Source organism: Anabaenopsis elenkinii CCIBt3563, from assembly GCF_015245355.1.
GTDB lineage: Bacteria > Cyanobacteriota > Cyanobacteriia > Cyanobacteriales > Nostocaceae > Anabaenopsis > Anabaenopsis elenkinii.
In genome coordinates this window covers 2248445-2269435 of the sequence record NZ_CP063311.1, presented here as the reverse complement: position 1 = coordinate 2269435, position 20991 = coordinate 2248445, and the positions used below count along the sequence as shown (strand labels likewise).

At 40.4% G+C, this 20991-nt stretch carries 15 protein-coding genes, 1 pseudogene and 1 CRISPR repeat array; of the genes and pseudogenes, 5 read left to right on the top strand and 11 right to left on the bottom strand.

The features are described 5' to 3' along the window. Positions 1-172 precede the first annotated feature (172 nt). A complete protein-coding gene (locus tag IM676_RS09965; protein ID WP_200986778.1) occupies positions 173-3061 on the bottom strand; it encodes a class I SAM-dependent DNA methyltransferase in 2889 nt (962 codons plus the stop codon). 368 nt (positions 3062-3429) lie between these two features. Then, positions 3430-4796: a CRISPR direct-repeat array (repeat unit 36 nt; unit sequence GTTTCCATTCGATTAGTGTCCCCAGCTAGTGGGGAC). Positions 4797-4861: 65 nt separating this feature from the next. Here IM676_RS09965 and IM676_RS09960 point away from each other — a divergent pair. Beyond that, positions 4862-5008, top strand: coding sequence for a hypothetical protein (locus tag IM676_RS09960; RefSeq protein WP_200986777.1), 147 nt, complete (start codon positions 4862-4864; stop codon positions 5006-5008). Here the strand turns inward: IM676_RS09960 and cas2 are convergent. From cas2 to csx18, 3 genes are all read right to left on the bottom strand, one after another. Next, positions 5001-5282 carry a CRISPR-associated endonuclease Cas2 gene (cas2, locus tag IM676_RS09955; protein ID WP_200986776.1) on the bottom strand — a complete coding sequence of 94 codons (282 nt, stop codon included), beginning with the start codon at positions 5280-5282 and terminating at the stop codon, positions 5001-5003. The two genes, IM676_RS09960 and cas2, sit on opposite strands and share 8 nt — an antisense overlap. 36 nt (positions 5283-5318) lie before the next feature. Then, positions 5319-6311: a CRISPR-associated endonuclease Cas1 gene (gene cas1, locus IM676_RS09950; RefSeq protein WP_200986775.1), complete on the bottom strand. Its 993-nt coding sequence runs from the start codon at positions 6309-6311 to the stop codon at positions 5319-5321. 72 nt (positions 6312-6383) lie between these two features. Further along, positions 6384-6653, bottom strand: a complete 270-nt coding sequence (gene csx18, locus IM676_RS09945; RefSeq protein WP_200986774.1) for a CRISPR-associated protein Csx18 — start codon at positions 6651-6653, stop codon at positions 6384-6386. A gap of 211 nt (positions 6654-6864) precedes the next feature. Here csx18 and IM676_RS09940 point away from each other — a divergent pair, with 211 nt between their 5' ends. Continuing rightward, a complete protein-coding gene (locus tag IM676_RS09940; protein ID WP_200986773.1) occupies positions 6865-8052 on the top strand; it encodes a helix-turn-helix transcriptional regulator in 1188 nt (395 codons plus the stop codon). Between the two features lie 139 nt (positions 8053-8191). Here IM676_RS09940 and IM676_RS09935 read toward each other — a convergent pair whose 3' ends face one another. The 7 genes from IM676_RS09935 to IM676_RS09905 form a co-directional block, all read right to left on the bottom strand. Further along, positions 8192-9721: a hypothetical protein gene (locus IM676_RS09935; protein WP_200986772.1), complete on the bottom strand. Its 1530-nt coding sequence runs from the start codon at positions 9719-9721 to the stop codon at positions 8192-8194. After that, positions 9718-11613, bottom strand: a complete 1896-nt coding sequence (locus tag IM676_RS09930) for an RAMP superfamily CRISPR-associated protein (protein WP_200986771.1) — start codon at positions 11611-11613, stop codon at positions 9718-9720. The genes IM676_RS09935 and IM676_RS09930 overlap by 4 nt, the downstream gene beginning before the upstream one ends. A gap of 5 nt (positions 11614-11618) precedes the next feature. Beyond that, positions 11619-12014, bottom strand: coding sequence for a hypothetical protein (locus IM676_RS09925; protein WP_200986770.1), 396 nt, complete (start codon positions 12012-12014; stop codon positions 11619-11621). A gap of 33 nt (positions 12015-12047) precedes the next feature. After that, on the bottom strand, positions 12048-12836 hold the full coding sequence (gene cmr4 / locus IM676_RS09920; protein WP_200986769.1) for a type III-B CRISPR module RAMP protein Cmr4: 789 nt from the start codon (positions 12834-12836) through the stop codon (positions 12048-12050). 27 nt (positions 12837-12863) lie between these two features. Continuing rightward, positions 12864-13967, bottom strand: coding sequence for a type III-B CRISPR module-associated Cmr3 family protein (locus IM676_RS09915; protein ID WP_200986768.1), 1104 nt, complete (start codon positions 13965-13967; stop codon positions 12864-12866). Next, positions 13967-16906 carry a type III-B CRISPR-associated protein Cas10/Cmr2 gene (gene cas10, locus IM676_RS09910; RefSeq protein WP_200986767.1) on the bottom strand — a complete coding sequence of 980 codons (2940 nt, stop codon included), beginning with the start codon at positions 16904-16906 and terminating at the stop codon, positions 13967-13969. Before cas10 ends, IM676_RS09915 begins: the two co-directional genes overlap by 1 nt. Before the next feature lie 275 nt (positions 16907-17181). Next, entirely contained in the window at positions 17182-18510 is a 1329-nt protein-coding gene (locus IM676_RS09905; RefSeq protein WP_225880320.1) for an RNA-guided endonuclease InsQ/TnpB family protein, read from the bottom strand. 25 nt (positions 18511-18535) lie between these two features. Here IM676_RS09905 and IM676_RS09900 point away from each other — a divergent pair, with 25 nt between their 5' ends. The 3 genes and pseudogenes from IM676_RS09900 (at position 18536) to typA (ending at position 20988) form a co-directional block, all read left to right on the top strand. Then, complete coding sequence (locus tag IM676_RS09900; protein WP_200986765.1) at positions 18536-18682, top strand: hypothetical protein; 147 nt, start codon at positions 18536-18538, stop codon at positions 18680-18682. A gap of 95 nt (positions 18683-18777) precedes the next feature. Next, a pseudogene (locus tag IM676_RS09895) lies at positions 18778-18981 on the top strand (Uma2 family endonuclease); the annotation flags it as partial. Between the two features lie 216 nt (positions 18982-19197). Continuing rightward, positions 19198-20988, top strand: a complete 1791-nt coding sequence (gene typA / locus IM676_RS09890) for a translational GTPase TypA (RefSeq protein WP_200986764.1) — start codon at positions 19198-19200, stop codon at positions 20986-20988. Positions 20989-20991: the final 3 nt, after the last annotated feature.

Here is a 20991-nt window from a genome sequence, read left to right as displayed (position 1 = left end):
TCAATTACTGTTCTCAGGGAATAGGAAAGATCCCCGAATTGTCGGGGATCTTCTGTGTGTTTCCATTCAATTGTAAGATGCGCTCAAGCTCCTCAGCATTCATTCTCCTGAGCCGAGTCATCCGACTATAACCTCGCAGATTACTGCTCCAGGTAAAAGTTTATGTTAGATTTTAATCTGGCATTCTTACACAATCGTCTGTAATAAACTCACTAGGATTAGTTACACACGGAGGTAAACCAGGAGCTATTACAGGTAAATTGTTGGCTTCTCTATCTGCAACCATAAAATTTAATTCTAGTAAAAACTGTAGTAAATCGTCTTGACGTTTAATACCATAAGCCTCGCGTACTGCTCTATCGAGTTCTTCATGTGCTGTGCGGAGACGGTTTTTTCCTGGTAATTCTAGAGTTCGATAAAGTTCGCGTAAACTCCATTGATTGTCTATCATAATTGTCTGTCTTAATTGTCGCAATTTTACTGCCGTTGTGGCTACTTTTTTCACCTGCGCCAGTGTGGGAGATTGGGGAAAGGGGAAGGAATCAAAAACAGTATCAGAAGTATATCTAAACCTTGCCGTGAGAGTTGAACAACGAGTAGTGAACCACTCCCAATGAATATCAGATTGTAAAATTCCAAAGGAATAGTCATCTGATAAAGAGAAAACTTGAAGTGCGTCATTAGGACGTATTGAAGAACTAACAAATTCAAAAATTGGACGTTTAGTTACTCTCGCACAAGCAATATATCTAGGAAGATTTTTAATTTTTTCAATTAGCTCTGCACGAGGATAGGAAAGTAGCCACCATTTGCTGAGAAAATTTTGATGATGTCTATTGACTTTAGATTTGGGACTTTTTTGTAATAGTTCTTCATTCCGCTTTTGTTCTTTTTTAGCAGCATTTTTGCGGGTTTGTAGTACCATTGCTTCAACTCTTGTAAAGAGTGCAGAATATTTCTTAGAAGTGATGAGATCACGAGGATGAAAGTCTATGACATATCTTTGAGGGATAGGAGGTTTTCCACCAATTAATTCATCAGCAATTAAGTAAGGAAATATTACTTCTGCATTATTCTTCGATTGTCGGATCATGATAGCAGCTTCTTGAGCAGTTAATAAAAATCCTTCATGTCCATGAGTTTGTCCTTGATAACAAGCTCCTGAGTTTATATTAATTGCCAGTTTTTTCGCTTGACTAACATCAAGTTTTACCGATAAAGAAGAGTTAATTTGCTCAACTTCTACAATTTCCCAGGGGCTATCTTTAGCATCTCCAAGTTGGGTATATAATTTCTTTACACCTAATTCTTCACCTTTGATCCAATTAACAATAGAAACATGAACGACTGCGCTACCAGACCAAACTTGAGTAGAAACTGCTTCGGTAATTGTTCCACCGTTATTGACTATATAATCTAACCCTCCTTCACGGGAGTAGTTTTGACGGATGGTATTTGTACCAACCAGTCCAGCACGTCCACCATCTTTTAAAGTATCATGAGTCCGACGAAACCAGTAAACACAATAATCTGCTCTTCCAGGTACTTCTTTATATTTTTCTCTTACTTGACTGACATAGGTTGCTCCATATTCCTGCTGCATTTTATTTTTTGATTGATAAGGGGGATTACCAATAATTGCATCTGCTTTCACCCAGTCACAAAATAAAGCATCATCACAGTAAATATTCTGATTTAAATTATCAAGAGGAAGGGCGCGATCTAGTTCTAGAGGTAAACTCATTTGTGCTACCTGAAGTAACTGATTTTCTTCATCTAATGCTAATTTTTTAGCAATCATGAGTGTAACTTTTGCTAGTTCTACGGCAAATGGTTTAATATCTAATCCATAAAATTGTGTTGTTTTTACTAAGGAAATTGTGCCTAGATTAGATGTAGAACGCAGACTAAAATTTTCATGAATCTTGTTTAATAAATTTGCCTCTAGTCTCTTAATTTCTCTGTAAGCAACATAAAGAAAATTACCACTTCCACAGGCAGGATCAAGAACCGTAAAATTAATTAATTCTTGTCTGAGTGCTAGTAATTCGTTGAGTTTATTAACAGCATCAATGCGTTGTTGCCAAGGTCTGACAATGGTTGGTAAAATTACTTTTTGAATGTCTGCGGGGCTGGTGTAATGTGCGCCTAAAGCATGACGCTCTTCTTTACCCATGCTAGATTCAAATAATGTCCCAAAAATAGCAGGTTCTACTTTTGACCATTTTTCTGATGCTGCTGATGCTAACAAATCAATTTCGCTTCTAGTTAGTGAAATTGGTTCGATTTTAGAGAATAAACCAGCATTAAAATAAGGAACGTCTCGATAACGGCTATCTTGAGGCGCAGGGCGATCACTTCCCATCTGATTAAAAAGTCCACCAATTAAATCGTAGGAACTAATTCGATTAGAACGACAATCATCTAAAAATTCACTAAATAATCCTCTGGGTAATAAATCAATATCTTCTGCGAATAAGGAAACTACACACTGAAGAATAAATTTTTGGGCAATTTCTTCTTTTTCTCCTCTTTCAACTAACCGATTAAAAACTTGGGCAACTTTATCGGCTGCTTGCCTTGTAACATCTAATAAATTATTATTAAATAATGGTTTACGATTTTCAGGAAATAGGAAGTTTAATACAGTAAAGCGATTTGGTAAATCTTGCAATGTTACTTTATCTACTGGTTCTTGGAGTTGGATATCAAAGTCATAAATCCAAAATTCATCAAAGTTGCATAGAATTACATACTTTGGACGATAGGGAACTAGTTCTAACCAATAGTCAAATACTTGTCCGTGGTGCTTTTCTAGTTTCTCACCTCGTTTTTTCATTTCTAGTAGTAACCGAGGTCGCCATAGTAAATCAGCAAATTTGGTAGATTTGCCTTTACCTTTTACCCTATATTCTAGTTCCGCTCCTGCTTCTTTATAGCCTTTGTGATTAAATGCTTGAAAAAGGCGATCGCAAAAAACTTGTGCTTCCCCTTTTTCATCTCCTTTCAAATTAGTAGCATATTCGACAAAATTTATAATTTTATTGCGTGTATCTTCCATTTGACTATATACAATAAAAAGTTACAATAATATATTATACACAATCATTATTGATGTCCCCGGGGAGTGGGGACTTGACCATTTTTAGCCTTCCAAATAATGCGATCGCGTTTCTCTTCTCACTCTTCGAGTGGGAAAGATCCCCGACAAGTTGGGTATCTTGTGTCAACCGTTAACAGTCAACCGTCAACAGTCAATTGATATCCCCAGGGAAACATCAATCAATCCATACAATTCTCAATGCGATCGCGTTTCTCTTCTCACTCTTCCACTGGGAAAGATACCCGACAAGTTGGGTATCTTGTGTCAACCGTTAACAGTCAACCGTCAACCGTCAACAGTCAACAGTCAACCGTCAACCGTCAACCGTATTCATTCGATTAGTGTCCCCAGCGAGTGGGGACGCTTTTGGTGAGTTTTGTTAAACTCGCTTTTGTTAAATTGTTTCCATTCGATTAGTGTCCCCAGCGAGTGGGGACATTTCTGCAAACCCCCACAATATGCTCTTTAATCAGGGAGTTTCCATTCGATTAGTGTCCCCAGCGAGTGGGGACTTCAATATATATCCAATGATTACCTCTGGCAAGAAGAGTTTCCATTCGATTAGTGTCCCCAGCGAGTGGGGACTGTGGCAGACTGCCCGTCTGCTCATGCACGAACGCCGGCCGTTTCCATTCGATTAGTGTCCCCAGCGAGTGGGGACGACAAAGATGGGATACCCCATTTAGTAGATATAGTTGTTTCCATTCGATTAGTGTCCCCAGCGAGTGGGGACGTAATCTATCAAGTAGACCGCTTCCAGACCTTTCTGGTTTCCATTCGATTAGTGTCCCCAGCTAGTGGGGACGGTAAATGCGATCGCAGCCCAACTAAAGTCCGACGGTTTGTTTCCATTCGATTAGTGTCCCCAGCTAGTGGGGACGTAAGTGAAAGTTCATATGATAATGTCCTCCTAAAGGTTTCCATTCGATTAGTGTCCCCAGCTAGTGGGGACGAGGACATCCTAATTGTATCCCTTCCCACGCAATCTATGTTTCCATTCGATTAGTGTCCCCAGCTAGTGGGGACAAACGTCGAATGGATTTCAATGCATATACCCAAGCTGCGTTTCCATTCGATTAGTGTCCCCAGCTAGTGGGGACGTAAATGACCAAGATATGTGGAATTGGGAATTGCCATATGTTTCCATTCGATTAGTGTCCCCAGCTAGTGGGGACTACTGATGAGACAAACTAACAAACATCAGCAACTATACGTTTCCATTCGATTAGTGTCCCCAGCTAGTGGGGACCAAGTTCTATTAACCATTGCTTCAAAAATCGACGTCGTTTCCATTCGATTAGTGTCCCCAGCTAGTGGGGACTTACAGGTATTTGTCTTTTGTTAAGTGTCGTAATAACAGTTTCCATTCGATTAGTGTCCCCAGCTAGTGGGGACACGGTTGAGCGGGTCGGTAAGTTACGCAGCAACATAGTTTCCATTCGATTAGTGTCCCCAGCTAGTGGGGACAAGTGCTGCTATTTGTTGTAAATGATCAATCAGTCAGTATGAGAAGTTTCCATTCGATTAGTGTCCCCAGCTAGTGGGGACAGATTAGAGCAGTTGCAGTCCGATATCAGTCAGGCTAGTTTCCATTCGATTAGTGTCCCCAGCTAGTGGGGACACGTTAAAGACTGTAAAGGGAGAACGGGGTGGCAACGTTTCCATTCGATTAGTGTCCCCAGCTAGTGGGGACCCCTGCATTTTAAACCATTACCCTGTAAGAAGTCTAGAGGCAGTTTCCGAGGTTCAGAAAAAGCGATGGCTGAAATGGACTTTACCCCTGTCTGTCAAAGGCTGAAACCCTTATGCAGCAAGGAACCGAGGTTCAAAACACCAGAATCAATATTTCAGCCATTTTACCTGAACTACCGCCACGCCTGGGGAGCCATTGGTAAAATCAAATAATCACGGAACTGGGGGGTTTAATCACCGGTATACCCACACCCCAAGTTTCTACTTGAAATAAAGTATGTCGAGACAGGGGATAAAACCTGATGTTATCCTCCTCTAACTTGATAATTTTCCTTAACCTCCGCTGTAAGTCTTGGTATTTCTGGGTATTTAACTGACACTCAAATACAGAATACTGTACACGCTGTCCATAACCCTCCAACAAATCAGCTACCTTTTTCCGCCGTTTATCCTCCGGGATGTCGTAAGCAATGACATACAAAAACATGGTTAAGAGGGAATGGGGTAAATATCAAAAACACCTCTAATCAATGCGATATGGTTGATAACAGTGGCTGGGGTTATAAACAAACTGCTTAAAAGCCCGCACCTGCTGAGTTAATAAGTCCCACTTAGGTTGTTTAATTCCCTCATCGGTTTGAATTTCCGCAGTCATACGTTGAACAAAAGCCCGTAAAAACTTCTTTCTCCCGGAATTATTTAAATAACAGCCTCCATTTTTAAACTCAAAATCATCGCCAGCATCAACAATATGGCGATTAATTAACCACAGCACCAGAGAATCTACCAAAGGGGCGCGAAATTCCTCAATTAAATCGGAAGCCAAAGCCGCATGACCATCATGTCCTTGATGTAAACACCCATAATAGGGGTCAAGTCCTTGAATCTCAATTAACGCTAACAAGTGATTCCACAATACCTGATAACCAAAACTCAACATGGCGTTTACAGGGTTTCCCGGTGGACGACGACTACGACCGGAGAAAATAAAATCAGGATGAGTCAAACAGGTACTAAATGCGGTGAAGTATTGTGCAGCACCAGCACCCTCTAAACCCATTAACTTTTGCCATGTATCAGCCTTTACCGCCTCCTCCGCTAGATAGTCTAAACTTTGTAATACTGTTTCCAACACCTCCGACTCTTTTGTTTTTTTGTGTCGTCGCAACAATACACGGCTATTTTTTAACTTTCCCTGGACAATCGCCCTAGCAGTAATTAACTTGTCTACGGGGGATAACTGCTGTTGATAACGTGACAGCTGGCGATATCCCCGGGAAATCGGTAAAATTCTGCCATAGCAATATCCCATACGGGATAAATAACCAATGGGGATATCTCGCGATAAACAAGCTCGAATGGCTTGAGTTGTCACCTGAGAATAACCAAAAATCAAAATTTGTTCTAAGAGAGGTAACTGTACTTCCCCATAAAGGGTTTCGCCCTGCTTGACAATTAAACTTTCTTGTTGTAAGCAGACATAGCAACTTTGCTCTGAAACATAAAGAGTTTGCATCAGCTGTGACAGTTGATTTTTTGTGCTGAGAACACCGGAACAGGTGACAAATTGGTGTGTACCTGATTAGACTCAGAAACGTTTTAACTTAGACTTCTCCCTAGAACCATGTTGAGAGTGATCAGAAAACATTAATTCTGCTTTTTGTTCTGGTTGTAACCACAAAACCACCCTATCCGCCCCAGTACAAACTATATAAGTAGAGAGGGTTACCAGTAAAGTATTTATCATTACTGCTGCTAAACCCAGGGGCGCAATCAGCAAAATCACTAAAGTAATACTCCCATTCACAACAGACACGGAAACATTTTTCACCGTAGCAGAACGTGGGGAAATATACATAATTCTCACCGACTGAATGGATGATATTGACTACCATAGTCTGAAAAAGGGAGAAATACGACAAAAAGATGCTAAATTACAATCTTATGTATATCTGCTAAAAACCAGCATTGACAATACTTACAGTCAATGTTTAAGAAACTTCTGAATATTTTGTTTTTATACTCAGATTCAGGCAGTGTAATTTAGTTGGAAGGTAATTATTTTAACTATGGCCAAGCAGGAAAGAAATCATCCCTATATAGATAATGTGGCCTTTACCCGGTTAATGCTATTAATTGCTACATTCTTAAAGTATCCAGGTATAGGTAGTCGAGACTTTAGTAAATGTAGTCCGAATAAACAGCACAATGCAATTGATGCTGTGAGGGTATATCTGCAAAAACTCGCAACGGAACTGAATATAAAATTACCATTGGGCTATCCGTCTATCCCCACCCTGCGTAAAGATTTAGAAACTCTCCGGCGTTATGGTATACTAGGGGACAGGATGTACCGATGGGGTTATTACCTGGGTACTGGTGCGCTCTCCACTACAGAATTAAAAATAGCTTTTAATGCTTTGGCTTCCCAAGCAGAATATCAAGGTGATGCTCAAGTCAGACGGGTTTATGAAGCTGTCAGTAAAAGATTACGGGGTTTAGATATGGAAATGAATGGGGAATTTTTTTACCCCACTCGCCAATACCTCAATCGTGCTATTATCTATACTGACCCGGAAGAAATGGCATACAAGGGGGAAAACCGGGATACTTTATTTCATCAGTTATCATTAATCGAAACGGCAATTATTCAAGGACAAGCTGTAGAAATTTACCGCAGTAAAGACCTTTATGGTTCTAACCGCATTGGATATTTTAGGGTTTTTCCTTTACAGTTAATTTACCATGATGTGGCTTGGTATTTACTTTATCAAGCTTGTGCTAGTGACCATTTAGTGATTGGGCGTTTAAATCGTTTTAGTGATTACTGTGAACTCCTGAAAATACCAGCGCGGGGGTTAGAAAAGCAAAAAGAAAGTTTAACTAAAGCTGAGACATTACTAGAAAATGGCTGGGGTTTAAGTTTAGGGGAACTAGAAGACCAAAAGTTAGAATTAGGGGGAAACTTACCATTTATTACTGTGAAGGTGCGGTTTTTCCCCCCAGTATCAGCATTTATTTTAGAGGGTGAGTTACGTCATCTCAAACAAGTAATTACTCCCGGACTGGTTGACAGGAAGACGGGTGACTACAGTTATATAGACTATCAAGTGAGTCTCCCACCCCGGTCTTTAAATGAGTTTAGTCTGTGGGTACATCGGTTTTTAGATAAAGCTCAGGTTTTATCTCCACCGCAGTTGGTAGAAAAGCATCGTTTATCGGCTCAGGCTTTAGTTTCTCGCTATGGTAATATATAGTCATCCTATTTGAGTTGAGAAATTATCAGTTAGGAAAGGGAACACCGGAACAGGGAACAGGGAATAGGGAACAGGGAACAGGGAACAGGGGGAGGTCAAACAATAGTTGATACATTAATCATAACTTTTGCAATATCCTCTAAGTAGAGTTTTTGAGGTAGTCTAGTCCCCATTGATAGAGCGATCGCATTAACAGTCGATGGACACTAGGGGGGGGAATAATTTCTTTGAGGACATCCATCATTAAGTTTTTAATGATCTCCGGTGTTTCGGGAAATCTCACGGGAAAGTTATTATTATTCCACAGGTAACGAATATCTCTTAAGGTGATAGACTTACCTTGATGAATTACTTCATTGCGTTTTTCCCTAATAGCAGTTAATAATTTTGACCACCGATGATTTTGATTAAATCTTTGATAATCGCACCAACCTTGAATTAAATCATTAAGTGATGGCTCATCGCTTCTTTGGGGTTTCCAACCCCTCCTAGCCCAATTTTGTCTTGTTGACTGAATGTAAAGTAACCGTTCCAAAATCTGCGCGAATTGAATAAAGGCTGTGGTGTAGTTCTCCCGTTGTACCGATAACTCTATAATAATTGTAGACTCCCATAATTTAGTTAAATCATCACCTTGCGTGATATCTAACTGTGTATTCCAAGCTTGAAGCTGTTCTACATCCACGGTTTTACCGACAGGGCGAGAATTTAACCATTCTTTTAACTTGCGGAAAAAATCCTGATCATGAGATTCCCAGTTACTATACTTTGCTAAAAAACCAGCTAATTTATATAGTAGTTCGTACTTGTTTTGATGAATCCTCAACCACAGTTGAGCTTCCACAAAATCCCCTCTTTCCCAAGCTGAGATAATCCGTAACCGTTCCAAAGACCAAAAATATTCTCCCATGGGGATGAGTTGGAAACTTTGGGAATGATTAGCGGTAACTAAACCATTTTCTAATGTGGTGAAAAATTCCCTAGGGTCATCAGGACTAGCATTGAATACCTGACACTGACGCACCAGAGCAGCGGCGCAAATTTCCACAGAAGATGCGATCGCCGGTGCACAACCTTTATTTTGTATCCACAAAACAAACTCTTGCTGGTTATGGGGTGAAAAACTATCTAAGGCTTCCTTTAAAACTAACAATTCTAATTCTTGACGAATAGCATAACTATCATTAGCGGCAATTTTAGGGGCGTGAATATCAACTCTCAGTTGAGGATATAAACTGATAATTTTACCCCTCATTAACTCTGCTATCCACACCGTATCAAGACGACGATGGAACCAAGAAACTGTTTCTGGTTGGTCAGTTCCCCAAAGAAGAATATGTTTTAAACCTTGCTTCACCCCTTGGTCAATTATATTTTGATCTAGGAGTAATTCCACAGAGCTAAAATCACCGACTAACCATTCTTTGCAGTATTCATAATAACGCTGTCCCAGGTCTTTAGCACTATAGGGGTAGGTTTTGTCATTTTCTGGATGTACACCCCGTTCTATTCCCAATTCTTGATACAGTTCGGTGATATGGGAGGGATAACCAATATTACCATCAGCACCAAAGGAACGAATAATATGATCTTTGCAGCGCCAGCCTATTTGTCGAGTACCTACGGTAATAATTAAGGTATCAACGTGATGGGAATTATTGACAGTCATAGGGGGAAAATTGGTAAAGAACCTTCTAAGGTTTGTAAATATTTTTTCCGGGGGTCTGCGTTAGCTCCAAATACGGTTACTACTTGATATTCGTCTAAATCTGCAATCCATATTGGGGAAGGAACTACTTCACGTTTAATATTATTGGGGTAGTCTTTTCTAACGCCTCCGCAGAGGTTTTTGGCATTAGTGTAGTCAGAATGTTCTAATTGGTGAAACCGTTGATGTAAAATATGCAGTGGATAGGGTTTATTGGTGTTTTTGTCACCACTAACTACTACAATTTTGGCATTAATATCTAATGCTTCACGCCAAGTAGAAGAGTTAGCTGTACCAGATTTTTGTAGTTGCTGATAATTACAATTAGCGCCTAAACTTTGGAGTGCTTGATAAAAATCTCTGAGTCGCTGTTTAAATAGTTTTTGAAATTCTCCAGGAGTTTTTGGTAATGTCCAAAATGAATTTTCACGCTCCGGTATGAAGGTAGAACCGCGCCACCAAGGAGCATACTGATTATTGCGGCGAGAATAACAAGGTCTTCTTGCTCCCTGACCAACACCACCTAAATGGAACATTAACCAAGTCAAGGTTTTCCCGAGTTTCCTGAAGTTTTCTTGCTGATTTTCTGGTATCTCTGGGGAGTAATTTAATGTTAAAATACCTTCTTGTCTACCAGGAGGAGCTTGTTGATTTTGAGCTTCCCTTTGGGTGACTCTACCATCTAATACCCTCACCATTAACCACCCCAATTCTTTTTTAGGGGTAATAGTACCAAATATTTTACCTTCCCAGGTTTGAACTTGTCCCGGTTCTAAAACACCTAAAGCCAAGGTTCTAAACCAATAACGTAACATGGATTTAAACGCTACCGGTCTAACCTCTCCATGATTAATTGTATCTGCTCTACCTTTGCGGTTCAATGGTTGATTGACATTACTAAATTTTTTTCTTCCATGAATTAATTGACCTTTTAAAGTAAATTTAACTCGGAAAAATTCACTTTGGGGGCTAATTTTACCAGCGCGGTTTAACTGACCGTAACCACTATTCACTTGGGAACCAATTCCCGCTTGTAAACCTGCAGTTAACCACTGTTTAACTTTTTCTAAAATTTGCTCATCTGTACAACCACTAGCTAGACGTAACCCAATGAGAAAAAAAGGTTTTTCTAAACTGAAAAATGGGTTAGGATTAGGACTATATACTGTTGTGTTACCTTCCCATTTCCAAATGTTATTAGCCATATCCACAGCTAACACATTCTCATTTGGTTGAGGGAGGGGATAAGCATCGAGAAAGACAACTTTACCGCAGCGTTCCTTGGGGTTTGTGGTTTCTAAGGAGCCAAACCAAGGCGCAACTTGTTTTTCTGCGTCTTTCCAAGAAATTCCCTGTTGGGTGATAATTTCCCGAATAGCTTGGGTTCTAGCTACACCTCTTAAAGTGCTAGAAGGAATGTATGGTAAACCCAAAGCATCGAAAGCAGGTAATAAAATACTTTCTGGTCCGCGGTGTCCACCTACTCTAATGCGCCAGGGACATTGAACTTTAAAACTAGTTTGGGCGATTAATTCTGTGCGCTGGGTTAGTTGTTGTAAGCGATCGCGGTAGTTTCCCTGTTCTGCCAATTGTAATATCTGCAATTTGGTGATATCTTTATTTTCACCGTCAGGCGATCGCATCCAGCGTAAATACTCGACAAAACTAGCTTCTGTATGTGGTTGCGGTGGATTTTCAGGGTTTAACCAAGGGGAAGGTTGGGAAGGTTGACCACCACCCTGACCACCACCCCCACCACGACGACCACCCCCACCCTGACCATGATTAGGTCTATTAACTGCTGTGGGTGCAGGGTTGTTGGGCCTATTTGGTCTTGGTCTTTGAAATACCATGATTTTTATTCTCCCTTAATATCTGCATAAATAGCAGTCGCCCAAAAACTAAATTCCTGTGCTAAAGCAAGACCTAACCCAGTTAAACCTAAATATTCATCTGTACCGAGTTTTCTTAAAGTATCTAAACCGCGATCGCCGGCTAAATTTCGTACTCCTGAAACCTCTTCTAAACACTGAAAAAACTTCTTCACCACCTGCTTTTTACCCTCCATATTATCACCCAAGGCTGTTTCTTCAGCCTTGAGGCGCATCATTCCCCAGGTAGAAAGATAGGTATAAAGTTCAACTGCTTGACTTTTTTGTTGTTTCAGACGAGTATCATCTTGATTGGGGAGAGCGCGCAAATTATTTAAAGCGTCATAAATCGGACTAGCGAGGGTTCTGGGGTCAAAGCTCATATCAATTAATTCCTGTAATTAATTTCATCATTGCTAATTTCTACTCCATTGTTGGACAAATCCCCGTCCTAAACTTTCCTGTCCACCAATTTGCACAATGGTATTACCAGCTAATAATGTTTCAAACTCAGAGCAGGAGTTTTGTGATCTTCCATTAGCTTGGGATGTCATACCCCAGGGTAAATACATCAATGTATCTGGGGGGATTGCTTCCTCGTAGCGAAAACCACCATCTACAGATTTATGTTCATCCAATTTAATTTTTACCTGTCGCCATAAACTCATTTGAATTAATGTACCGCAATGTTGATCAGGTAAAACTAACAGACGGTTAATTGAACTGGTGGCGGATGATTTAGGGACAAAATTTGCCCAATTATCCCATTTTTTTAGATTTTCCGCCTTAATAATAGCATCTTTGAGGTAAATAGCAGAGTTAACAGCAGCGAAATTACAGCTATATTCTGGGGGGATAGTTAAATTACCTAAATTACCGCCTTGTAATCGTTGCCATCTTTGTAATAACATAGGACAACTCACCCACACCACACTATGGCTGAGAGATGGTACCGGTAACCACAATATAGAAGCGTCACCAATCCAAATATCACCTTGTTCTAATTTACCATCTTTTAAATCTGTACCAAATAACTGAGCTTGAATGCTTTTATCTGCAAGGGAACGGATTTTACCCCGCATGGTGCTAGAAGGAATATAAGGTAAATTAGTATGTGACTCCCGCGCAATTCCCAGTAAATTACCTTCTTGGGTTGTCCCACCTGTATGTAATGGTGAGAGTAAATATAAATAAATCGATTTCATGATGATGTTACCTAACTTAATTGATTGCTATTTGTATTTAATCCACAGCATTTCGGAATAACCCAACCGTCGCCAATTATTTACACGCTGGTGGGAATCATCCTGAAACAATCCTTGGGGTTGATTCAAAAAATACAAACTTCCCGGCGGTGCTGCAAATACTTGAGGTGCGGGAATGCTATGATTGGCATTATATTTAGACCGAATACGGCAACTAATAGGTACTGGTTTATCAGTAGACATAGTAACAAAGTTACCATCTATTAATTTCCATTCCCAGGGATAGGGACGACATAAAGATGTAAACCTGTTATTTCTAATGCGCTGTTTACGTTCAAATACCCCTGGGGTAATTAAATAAGCAATAGACTTATTAATAGATTGGAAATTCCCCCGGGAAATTCCTTGAATTTCTACCCATTGTTGTGTTAATTCTGGGGAATATTCTATCATTGTCCGGTGTCCTTCCCCTCCTAATCTCATCGTATTAGGTGTTGGTAATTGCTCATCAACACCGATGGCTAAACTCCAATGAGGACGGAGGCGAATGGCGTTTTCTACAAAATAACCATCGGCATCTTTAACTTGTCTAGTTCCCGGCTCTAGGGTATTATGAGAACGGGTTTCTATTGTCCAAGGTTTATCTTCATCCCTACCACTCTCTACTAACCAATCTTTTTCTTGAATCTTCCCTGTCTTCAGATAATCTCTAACAACTTCATAAGGTAGATATTGTCTGAAGTCATCAGCTTGACCCTTAGCTGAATTGTATTCTTCATCATCTGGGAGTGCATCAGCGGGTTTAACTAAAGGACAAGGTTGATTGTTATCCCACAATGCATTATGCACATGAGATTTATCTTCCCATACTAGTGGCACTAGGGGGGTAGATTTGACAAATCCTAGGGGACGGGGAAAATATAAGGTATTCTGTCCCTGGTTTTGACGACAGAGCAACGGACCTGTTAAACGAAAGTCTTTTTTCTCTCCTAAAAGTCCCCGCAATGCTCCGGCGATCGCATGACCATTGGGAGGAAATACACTCCCGGCCCAAGCCCTTTCTTGTGGTGAAAAGGGTTTAGCGTCCCGTAACATTAATATATCTAAAGGTGTGAGTTTGTACCAATACATTAACGACCACCTCCTATTTTAATATGGCGGTTACGTTTGACAAATGCTGCAAGTTTTAACCAGTTCTCCACTTCATGATTAAGATGAGTAATTTGAGTGGTTGTAAACAGAAGGTTGAGAAATGCTCCTAATTTTTGCTGAAACTCGGCTTTTGCAGTTTGATGATTTTGGAATTGGTCACGGCGATCGCAAAATACCTGCGTCCAAGGTAAAATAGCCTCAGAATTAGGCGCTGGGTGTTGACTCCACAAACTCGCAGCTTGTTCAAATAGGGCGCTGTCTTCTTCCCCACTGATTAATATTTGCCATTGATGAAAAACCTCAAATTTAGCCGTTGACTTTAAGGTGTTACCATTACCGTATAGTACACGCACCTGTACAGCATCCTTTTTTGCACCTTCAGGACTGTGATGTTCTTTAGCTTTTTTTTCTGCTTCCCAGAGACTTTCTAAGGCGATCGCTAGGGGAACCGAATGATGGGCGATGACAATACCAAAGCTGATAGTAGCTGCGCTCCCCATAGTAAATAAAGGACGGTCAACTAATTGCTGGCTATTACCTTTATACTGCCAATAATCCCCATCATTACTAAATTCATCCTTGGGGTCCTTTCCACCTTGGAAACATTGGCGAATATCCCATAACCATTCGTCCCATTCCCACAGATTCGTATAGGCTAAAACGTCATCACCACCACCATAAATCAGTTTACCAGCATAGCGACATTCTGTGAGGTAAGGCACAAGTTGATTAGAAAAATCTAGTAAGGCGCGACTTAAGGCATTATGGGTACTAGGTCCCATGCGTTTTTTCAGTTCTAGGAATTGGGGGAAATTCTCTAAATCAACCTTCAGACCAGAGGGAATATATTCCTTATAGGCTTTCATCTTCGCCCCTTTTAACCATTCACTCATCCCATCACCATCACCAGCGGCTAAGACATACCAGCTAGATGGGTTATTTTGGGGATAGTATTGACTAATAATCTGATTCAACGCTTGAGTATATTCAATTTTAAATTCTTTCCCATCTTCTAACTCCTCCACTAACCACCCAGAATTGAGTAGACGGGGATGATATTGTTTAGGAGTATTTTGTTTATCCCTCCAAGGAATACCCCATTTACTGCGCATATCTTGGAGCATTGTTTTGGTGTCGGTAAACCTACTAATTATAGCTTGACAAGCCTGATTAAAATTGTTTTCATGTTCAGACTGACCCTGATTAACTTTCAAATATCCGGCGACACCAGAAGTTAAATCAGGATAGGATACTTGTAAATCAGGTACTCCTAATAGTTCGCCGATAATTTTTGGTAAACTACGTTTAAGGGTTTCCGTAGCGTTTAACTGTTCTGTACCATCAAATAAACCAGCTTGTCTTGACCACAATCTTTTGGTATCTCCTTCTGTTGTCCAGTCTTGACCCGTGTTGACCACCGGACCAATACCAGAAATTGTAGACCGGGGACCAAATGCTGTGGGTATTTGCCAATTTCTAGCATTTTTCACAGATGCTAAACTTGCACGGGTAGCATCAAATATATATCCCCACCATGAACCAACATTAGCACTAAAGTCTCTTTGTTGCCTTTCCCAACCTTTTTTATATGCTTCTCGCAGTAATTTTAATTCTTGGTCTTTAAATAATTTAACTCCTTCACCTGTGACCTGTTTATCTAAATTATAGGTTTGGTTTTGTACCTCACACCATTTTTGCAATTCTTGATCTTTATTTTCAGCAGCGGAAATCTTAAATTCCTCACCTTCTTTCCCAATGGGTAAAGCAGTCCAATAAAACTGCCATTGGGATTGTAACCAACCTTCCCAAGTGCTATGATGAGCATCTAAGTTTCTCATCCAATAACGTTCGTTTTGTAGTTCTTTTAGAACTAATTTACTGATATGTTGCCATTCAGCCATCAGAGTTTGTTGGGCTGTTTGCATGGCGGCTTTAACTTTAGCTTTAGGTAAAACTAAAACTATAACATTGGGGAAACCTGCGGTTAGTAATGATTCTGCTGTTGGTGGGTTTACCCACTGCTGAAATTCTGGGTATGTTTGTAGTAACCAATGGTCAATCAGTGGTTGTTGGTAAAGACTGGGATAGAGTAAAGTATCTGGGCCATATTGATTAGCCAGTTTCCAGCAAACTTTGGCTGAAAGATAATGTAACAACCACGAACCAGCCCAAAAATCCCGCATTTTGCGACTGGCTTTGATCAGTTCTTGTACCGGACTAAAGCTAAATACTGCTAGGTAAGGATGAGATACTGGTTGATTTATCGTACACTGTTTGACTTCTTCTAGGGTCAAGTCATATCCTGCTAATGCGCCAGCTAAAGCTGAGGTCATGCTTACATGACTCCAGATAGAAGCATCGGGTAATCTGGTTTCCGCTGGCATTAACATTAATGAACTATCATTAAATAAGTCACAGGTTGCTTGGGGTAAACAACGCCATAACCACCAATATAATTTCTTAATCTGGGCAATATTATCTGTAATATCTGCGGTTTGTAGTTCCGGGGGTATGAGTTGTAATAATTGTTGCTCTTTGTCTGCTAAATATTCTTCAGGTGAAGATGTGATTAAGGTCTGATGCTCTCTAATCTTAAATTCTTGGGTTGCACCAGATAATAAATGAGTAATCTCTAAGCCATTGTCAGGATTATTACCCGGAGCATAGTTAATAGTGGCTGTCACACTACCTATGGCTGCTCTGTCACTGGCGGAGGCGATATAGTCAGCTAAAAGTATATTTTTTAATACTTTACCAGCTGATTCTTCAGGTATTCTATTGATCTCAACCCAAGGTTTCATTGCTTCTAGTTGCTCATAGAAGCTGTTCCCACCCCTACCGCTGTTGTTGTGTAAGGCTTTTAACACAGGGTCATGGAGTAACCCCCAAATTTTCGCTCGCCAATACTCTGTTGACATCAGTATTTTATCTGTGTAGCCGATATCAGTATCCTAAAAGATTTATTTCATATCTGTCTATGAACAGCAAATATTACCAAATTATCTTACTTATGGCTGAAAACCTTTAATAATAACCCTTTAGTGTATTGTAAAGATTATTACTAATATTATTTTTTATTTGGTTAAAGTGTAATATTGTTTAAAGTATCTTAGACAAAAAGGTTCAATATTGAGGGTGGGGTTATGGTTTGCCCACAGGATTGACCTCTCCCCGCCATAAATGGACGGGGATTCTAAACTGTTGCTACCAGAAGGGCTAAAGCCGCTTCCCGCCGCTTTTTAGTTTTGGTTTCCCAGATGCGATATCTGGTAGCGAGGGTCAAAACTCGCCTACAGACCTTGACCAGATTTAAATCTAGTTGTGTCTCTACTTTGCGAAGAATATTCGCAGCACCATTCAAATCAGCGTTGATTAATTTACCTGCACCAGTACGATACATTCCGCGATTTACTCGTTTTCCACTTGGTATCCACCCTTCAGGTTTTGCGCCGAAAATAGGTAGAAAGTCACCATCTAAAAAACTAGCTTTACTGGTATAGGACTCTTCGGTTTCAACAAATTTGATGCTGTAGTATTCGCACAGTTGTTTAACTCGTTCCTTTAATTTAGCTGTTGGTATTTGTACAAAAGATTGAGTTGTTTTACCCAACTTTGCTTCTTGTCTGTGTCCTTGATTCCACCCAAAAACAACTGTACCAATTTTGTATTTAATGCAGTAGTCAACAACTAATCTAGCTGCTTTATTTACAGCATCTCTCACTTGTCGGTTACGCTTTTCTGTGATGTGGGCTAGTTGTTCATCCCAGTATCCTTGTGGTTTACCTTCTTTTAAGGACGCAACACGTTTGTTATACCATTGGTTAAGCGATTTAACTTTGCGTCCATCAACAATAAAACTAGTTCCAGCATTAGAAACACAGCTTAACCAGTTGTTGATGCCAGGGTCAATTGCTAGAGCATACTGAGGATTAAAATTAATTTTTGGTGATGACTTTTGCTCATAGACAAATTCAGCATAAAAGCATCGGTTTCTTGGTAGTATTCTTAATTCCTTGACATCTGCAAACTTCAGGTTTGAAGGCATTGGCAGCAAGAAACTATCAAGTTTAAACCAACGTTTAACAGTACTACCCAGCGGTATTTTTATATGATCACCAACAAGTTTCAATGCTTGCTTGGGATAAGTCACGAGTGCATACCCTACACCTTTACGATATTTCGGCAGCTTGGGCTTAAAATGCAATTCACCTTTGCTGTACTTCTTATCTAATTCTTTAAAAGACTTAAATGATTCTGCTACAGACCTCAAAATTTGTTGTGCTGCTTGAGAGTGCAAAACTTGATAATGTTTATTGGTCTTATATTCTTTCTCTAAATCGTACTTACCAATCAACTTCCTAGTTTTGAAATATAACTGACGAGCGTAGTAGATACCACAATTTGTCAGTTTATGGGACTCTGAGCAAATAAACTCAAGGACTGCTCTAAGTTCATTATCTGGGTTAACTAAGTTTTGCTGACATCCATACATTGTTTTCACCTCCTTGATATATACTAACATTAAATACTAACAATGTATGTTAATTATGAAGGGAAAAACATTAACAATACGTCTATCTGAGCGGAGAAGAAATAAACTTTATTTATATGCTGCTCAAAAAGATAAAACTATCACTGCTTTGATTGAAGATTGGATTGATAGTCTAAAACTCGAAGGGGACACAGCAGGCTGAAGCCTACCAAGTCGCGTTTCATCCCCTGTCTAAAGCACGAAGTACGCAACTGCGTTGCTGCTTCTCAGGGGCTTTCACGCTCCCGCCAAGTTCCGGTAATTAATAAAATTATTTTTTGTATGCAGCAGGGGACTAAATTAGGTTGGTTTATTGACCCTAATGATAAATCCGTGATGGTATTTCAACCTCAGCAATTACCAGAGGTCAAATACAATACTGATATATTACCTGTGCTTGATGTGTTAAAAGATTGGCGGTTAGAGGTAAGAGAGATATTTAGCTGGTTGCAAGTTAAATAAATTTGGTGTTAATTAAGACGCGATTGATAGATAAACTAGGGAGGAAAATATTTATTTCTGGAGAAGTTTACAGAAAACCCCCCGGAATTGTGACAATTAAGCTAGAATTATTAAAGGTTCTTTACAGAAGTTGCTAATTAACAATAGTTCTGTTAGAGCGACTCGGTATTGACATTGAAAACTGAAAACCCCCTCTTGAGTTCACTAAAAGCTCCTATGACGCTCCCAATTCGCAACGTCGCCATCATCGCCCACGTTGACCACGGCAAAACTACCCTGGTTGATGCGCTCCTCAAACAATCTGGTATTTTCCGAGAAGGTGAAGACGTTCCGGATTGTGTCATGGACTCCAACGCCCTAGAACGGGAGCGGGGTATTACCATTCTCTCTAAAAATACGGCTGTTCGCTACAAAGAGACATTAATTAACATTGTGGATACCCCCGGACACGCCGACTTTGGCGGCGAAGTGGAACGGGTACTCGGTATGGTGGATGGTTGTTTGTTAATTGTAGATGCTAATGAGGGTCCTATGCCCCAGACACGCTTTGTATTGAAAAAAGCGTTAGAAAAGGGACTGCGCCCCATTGTGGTGATTAACAAAATTGACCGATCCCAGGGTGATCCCCATGTGGCTGTAGATAAGGTTTTAGACCTGTTCCTAGAATTAGGTGCAGATGAAGACCAATGTGATTTTACCTATCTATTTGCTTCCGGTATGGGCGGTTACGCCAAGGAAACCATGGAAGGGGAAGCGGTAGATATGCAGCCTCTATTTAATGCCATTCTGCAACACGTTCCACCTCCTGTAGGGGATATTAACAAACCTCTACAATTGCAAGTCACCACCCTAGATTATTCGGAATATCTGGGACGGATTGTGATTGGTAGAATCCATAATGGTACTATCCGCACTGGACAACAGGCGGCTTTGGTAAAGGAAGATGGTACTATTGTCAAGTCCAAAATTACCAAATTAATGGGATTTGAAGGACTCAAGCGGGTGGAAATGGAAGAAGCCACCGCGGGTTATATTGTGGCAGTATCTGGTTTTGGTGATGCTTATATTGGGGAGACCATTACAGACCCCAACGAACCCCAAGCTTTACCTTTAATTAAAGTGGATGAACCCACTTTACAAATGACTTTCTGGGTCAATGATTCACCCTTTGCCGGTCAAGAAGGTAAACTGGTAACATCCAGACAAGTACGCGATCGCCTGTTGCGTGAATTAGAAACTAACGTCGCCCTACGAGTAGAAGAAACTGACTCCCCGGATAAATTCCAAGTTTCCGGTCGGGGTGAATTGCACTTGGGGATTTTAATCGAAACCATGCGCCGAGAAGGTTTCGAGTTCCAAGTATCTCAACCACAGGTAATTTACCGAGAAATCAACGGTCAACCTTGCGAACCCTTTGAACTCCTAGCGTTGGACGTTCCCGAAGATGCAGTAGGTAGCTGTATTGAACGCCTAGGACAACGCAAAGGCGAAATGCAAGATATGCAAGTGATTGGGAATGGTCGCACCCTGCTAGAGTTTATCATTCCCGCCCGGGGTTTAATTGGTTTCCGGGGTGAATTTATGCGGTTAACCCGTGGTGAAGGGATTATGAACCACAGTTTCCATGATTATCGTCCCCTCACCGGTGAAATTGAAGCCCGGAACAAAGGGGTTCTGATTGCATTTGAGGAAGGTGTTTCCACATTCTACGCCATGAAAAACGCAGAAGATAGAGGCGCATTCTTTATCACTCCCGGAACCAAAGTTTATAAAGGTATGATTATTGGAGAACATAATCGTCCCCAAGACTTAGAGTTAAATGTGTGTAAAACCAAGCAATTAACCAATCACCGCGCCTCTGGTGGGGATGAACTGGTACAATTGCAAACACCAATAGAAATGAGCTTAGAGAGAGCTTTAGAGTACATTGGTCCAGATGAATTGGTGGAAGTCACACCCGAATCAATTCGTTTACGGAAAGTGAGCAAGAAATTCGCCAAACGTTAAGAA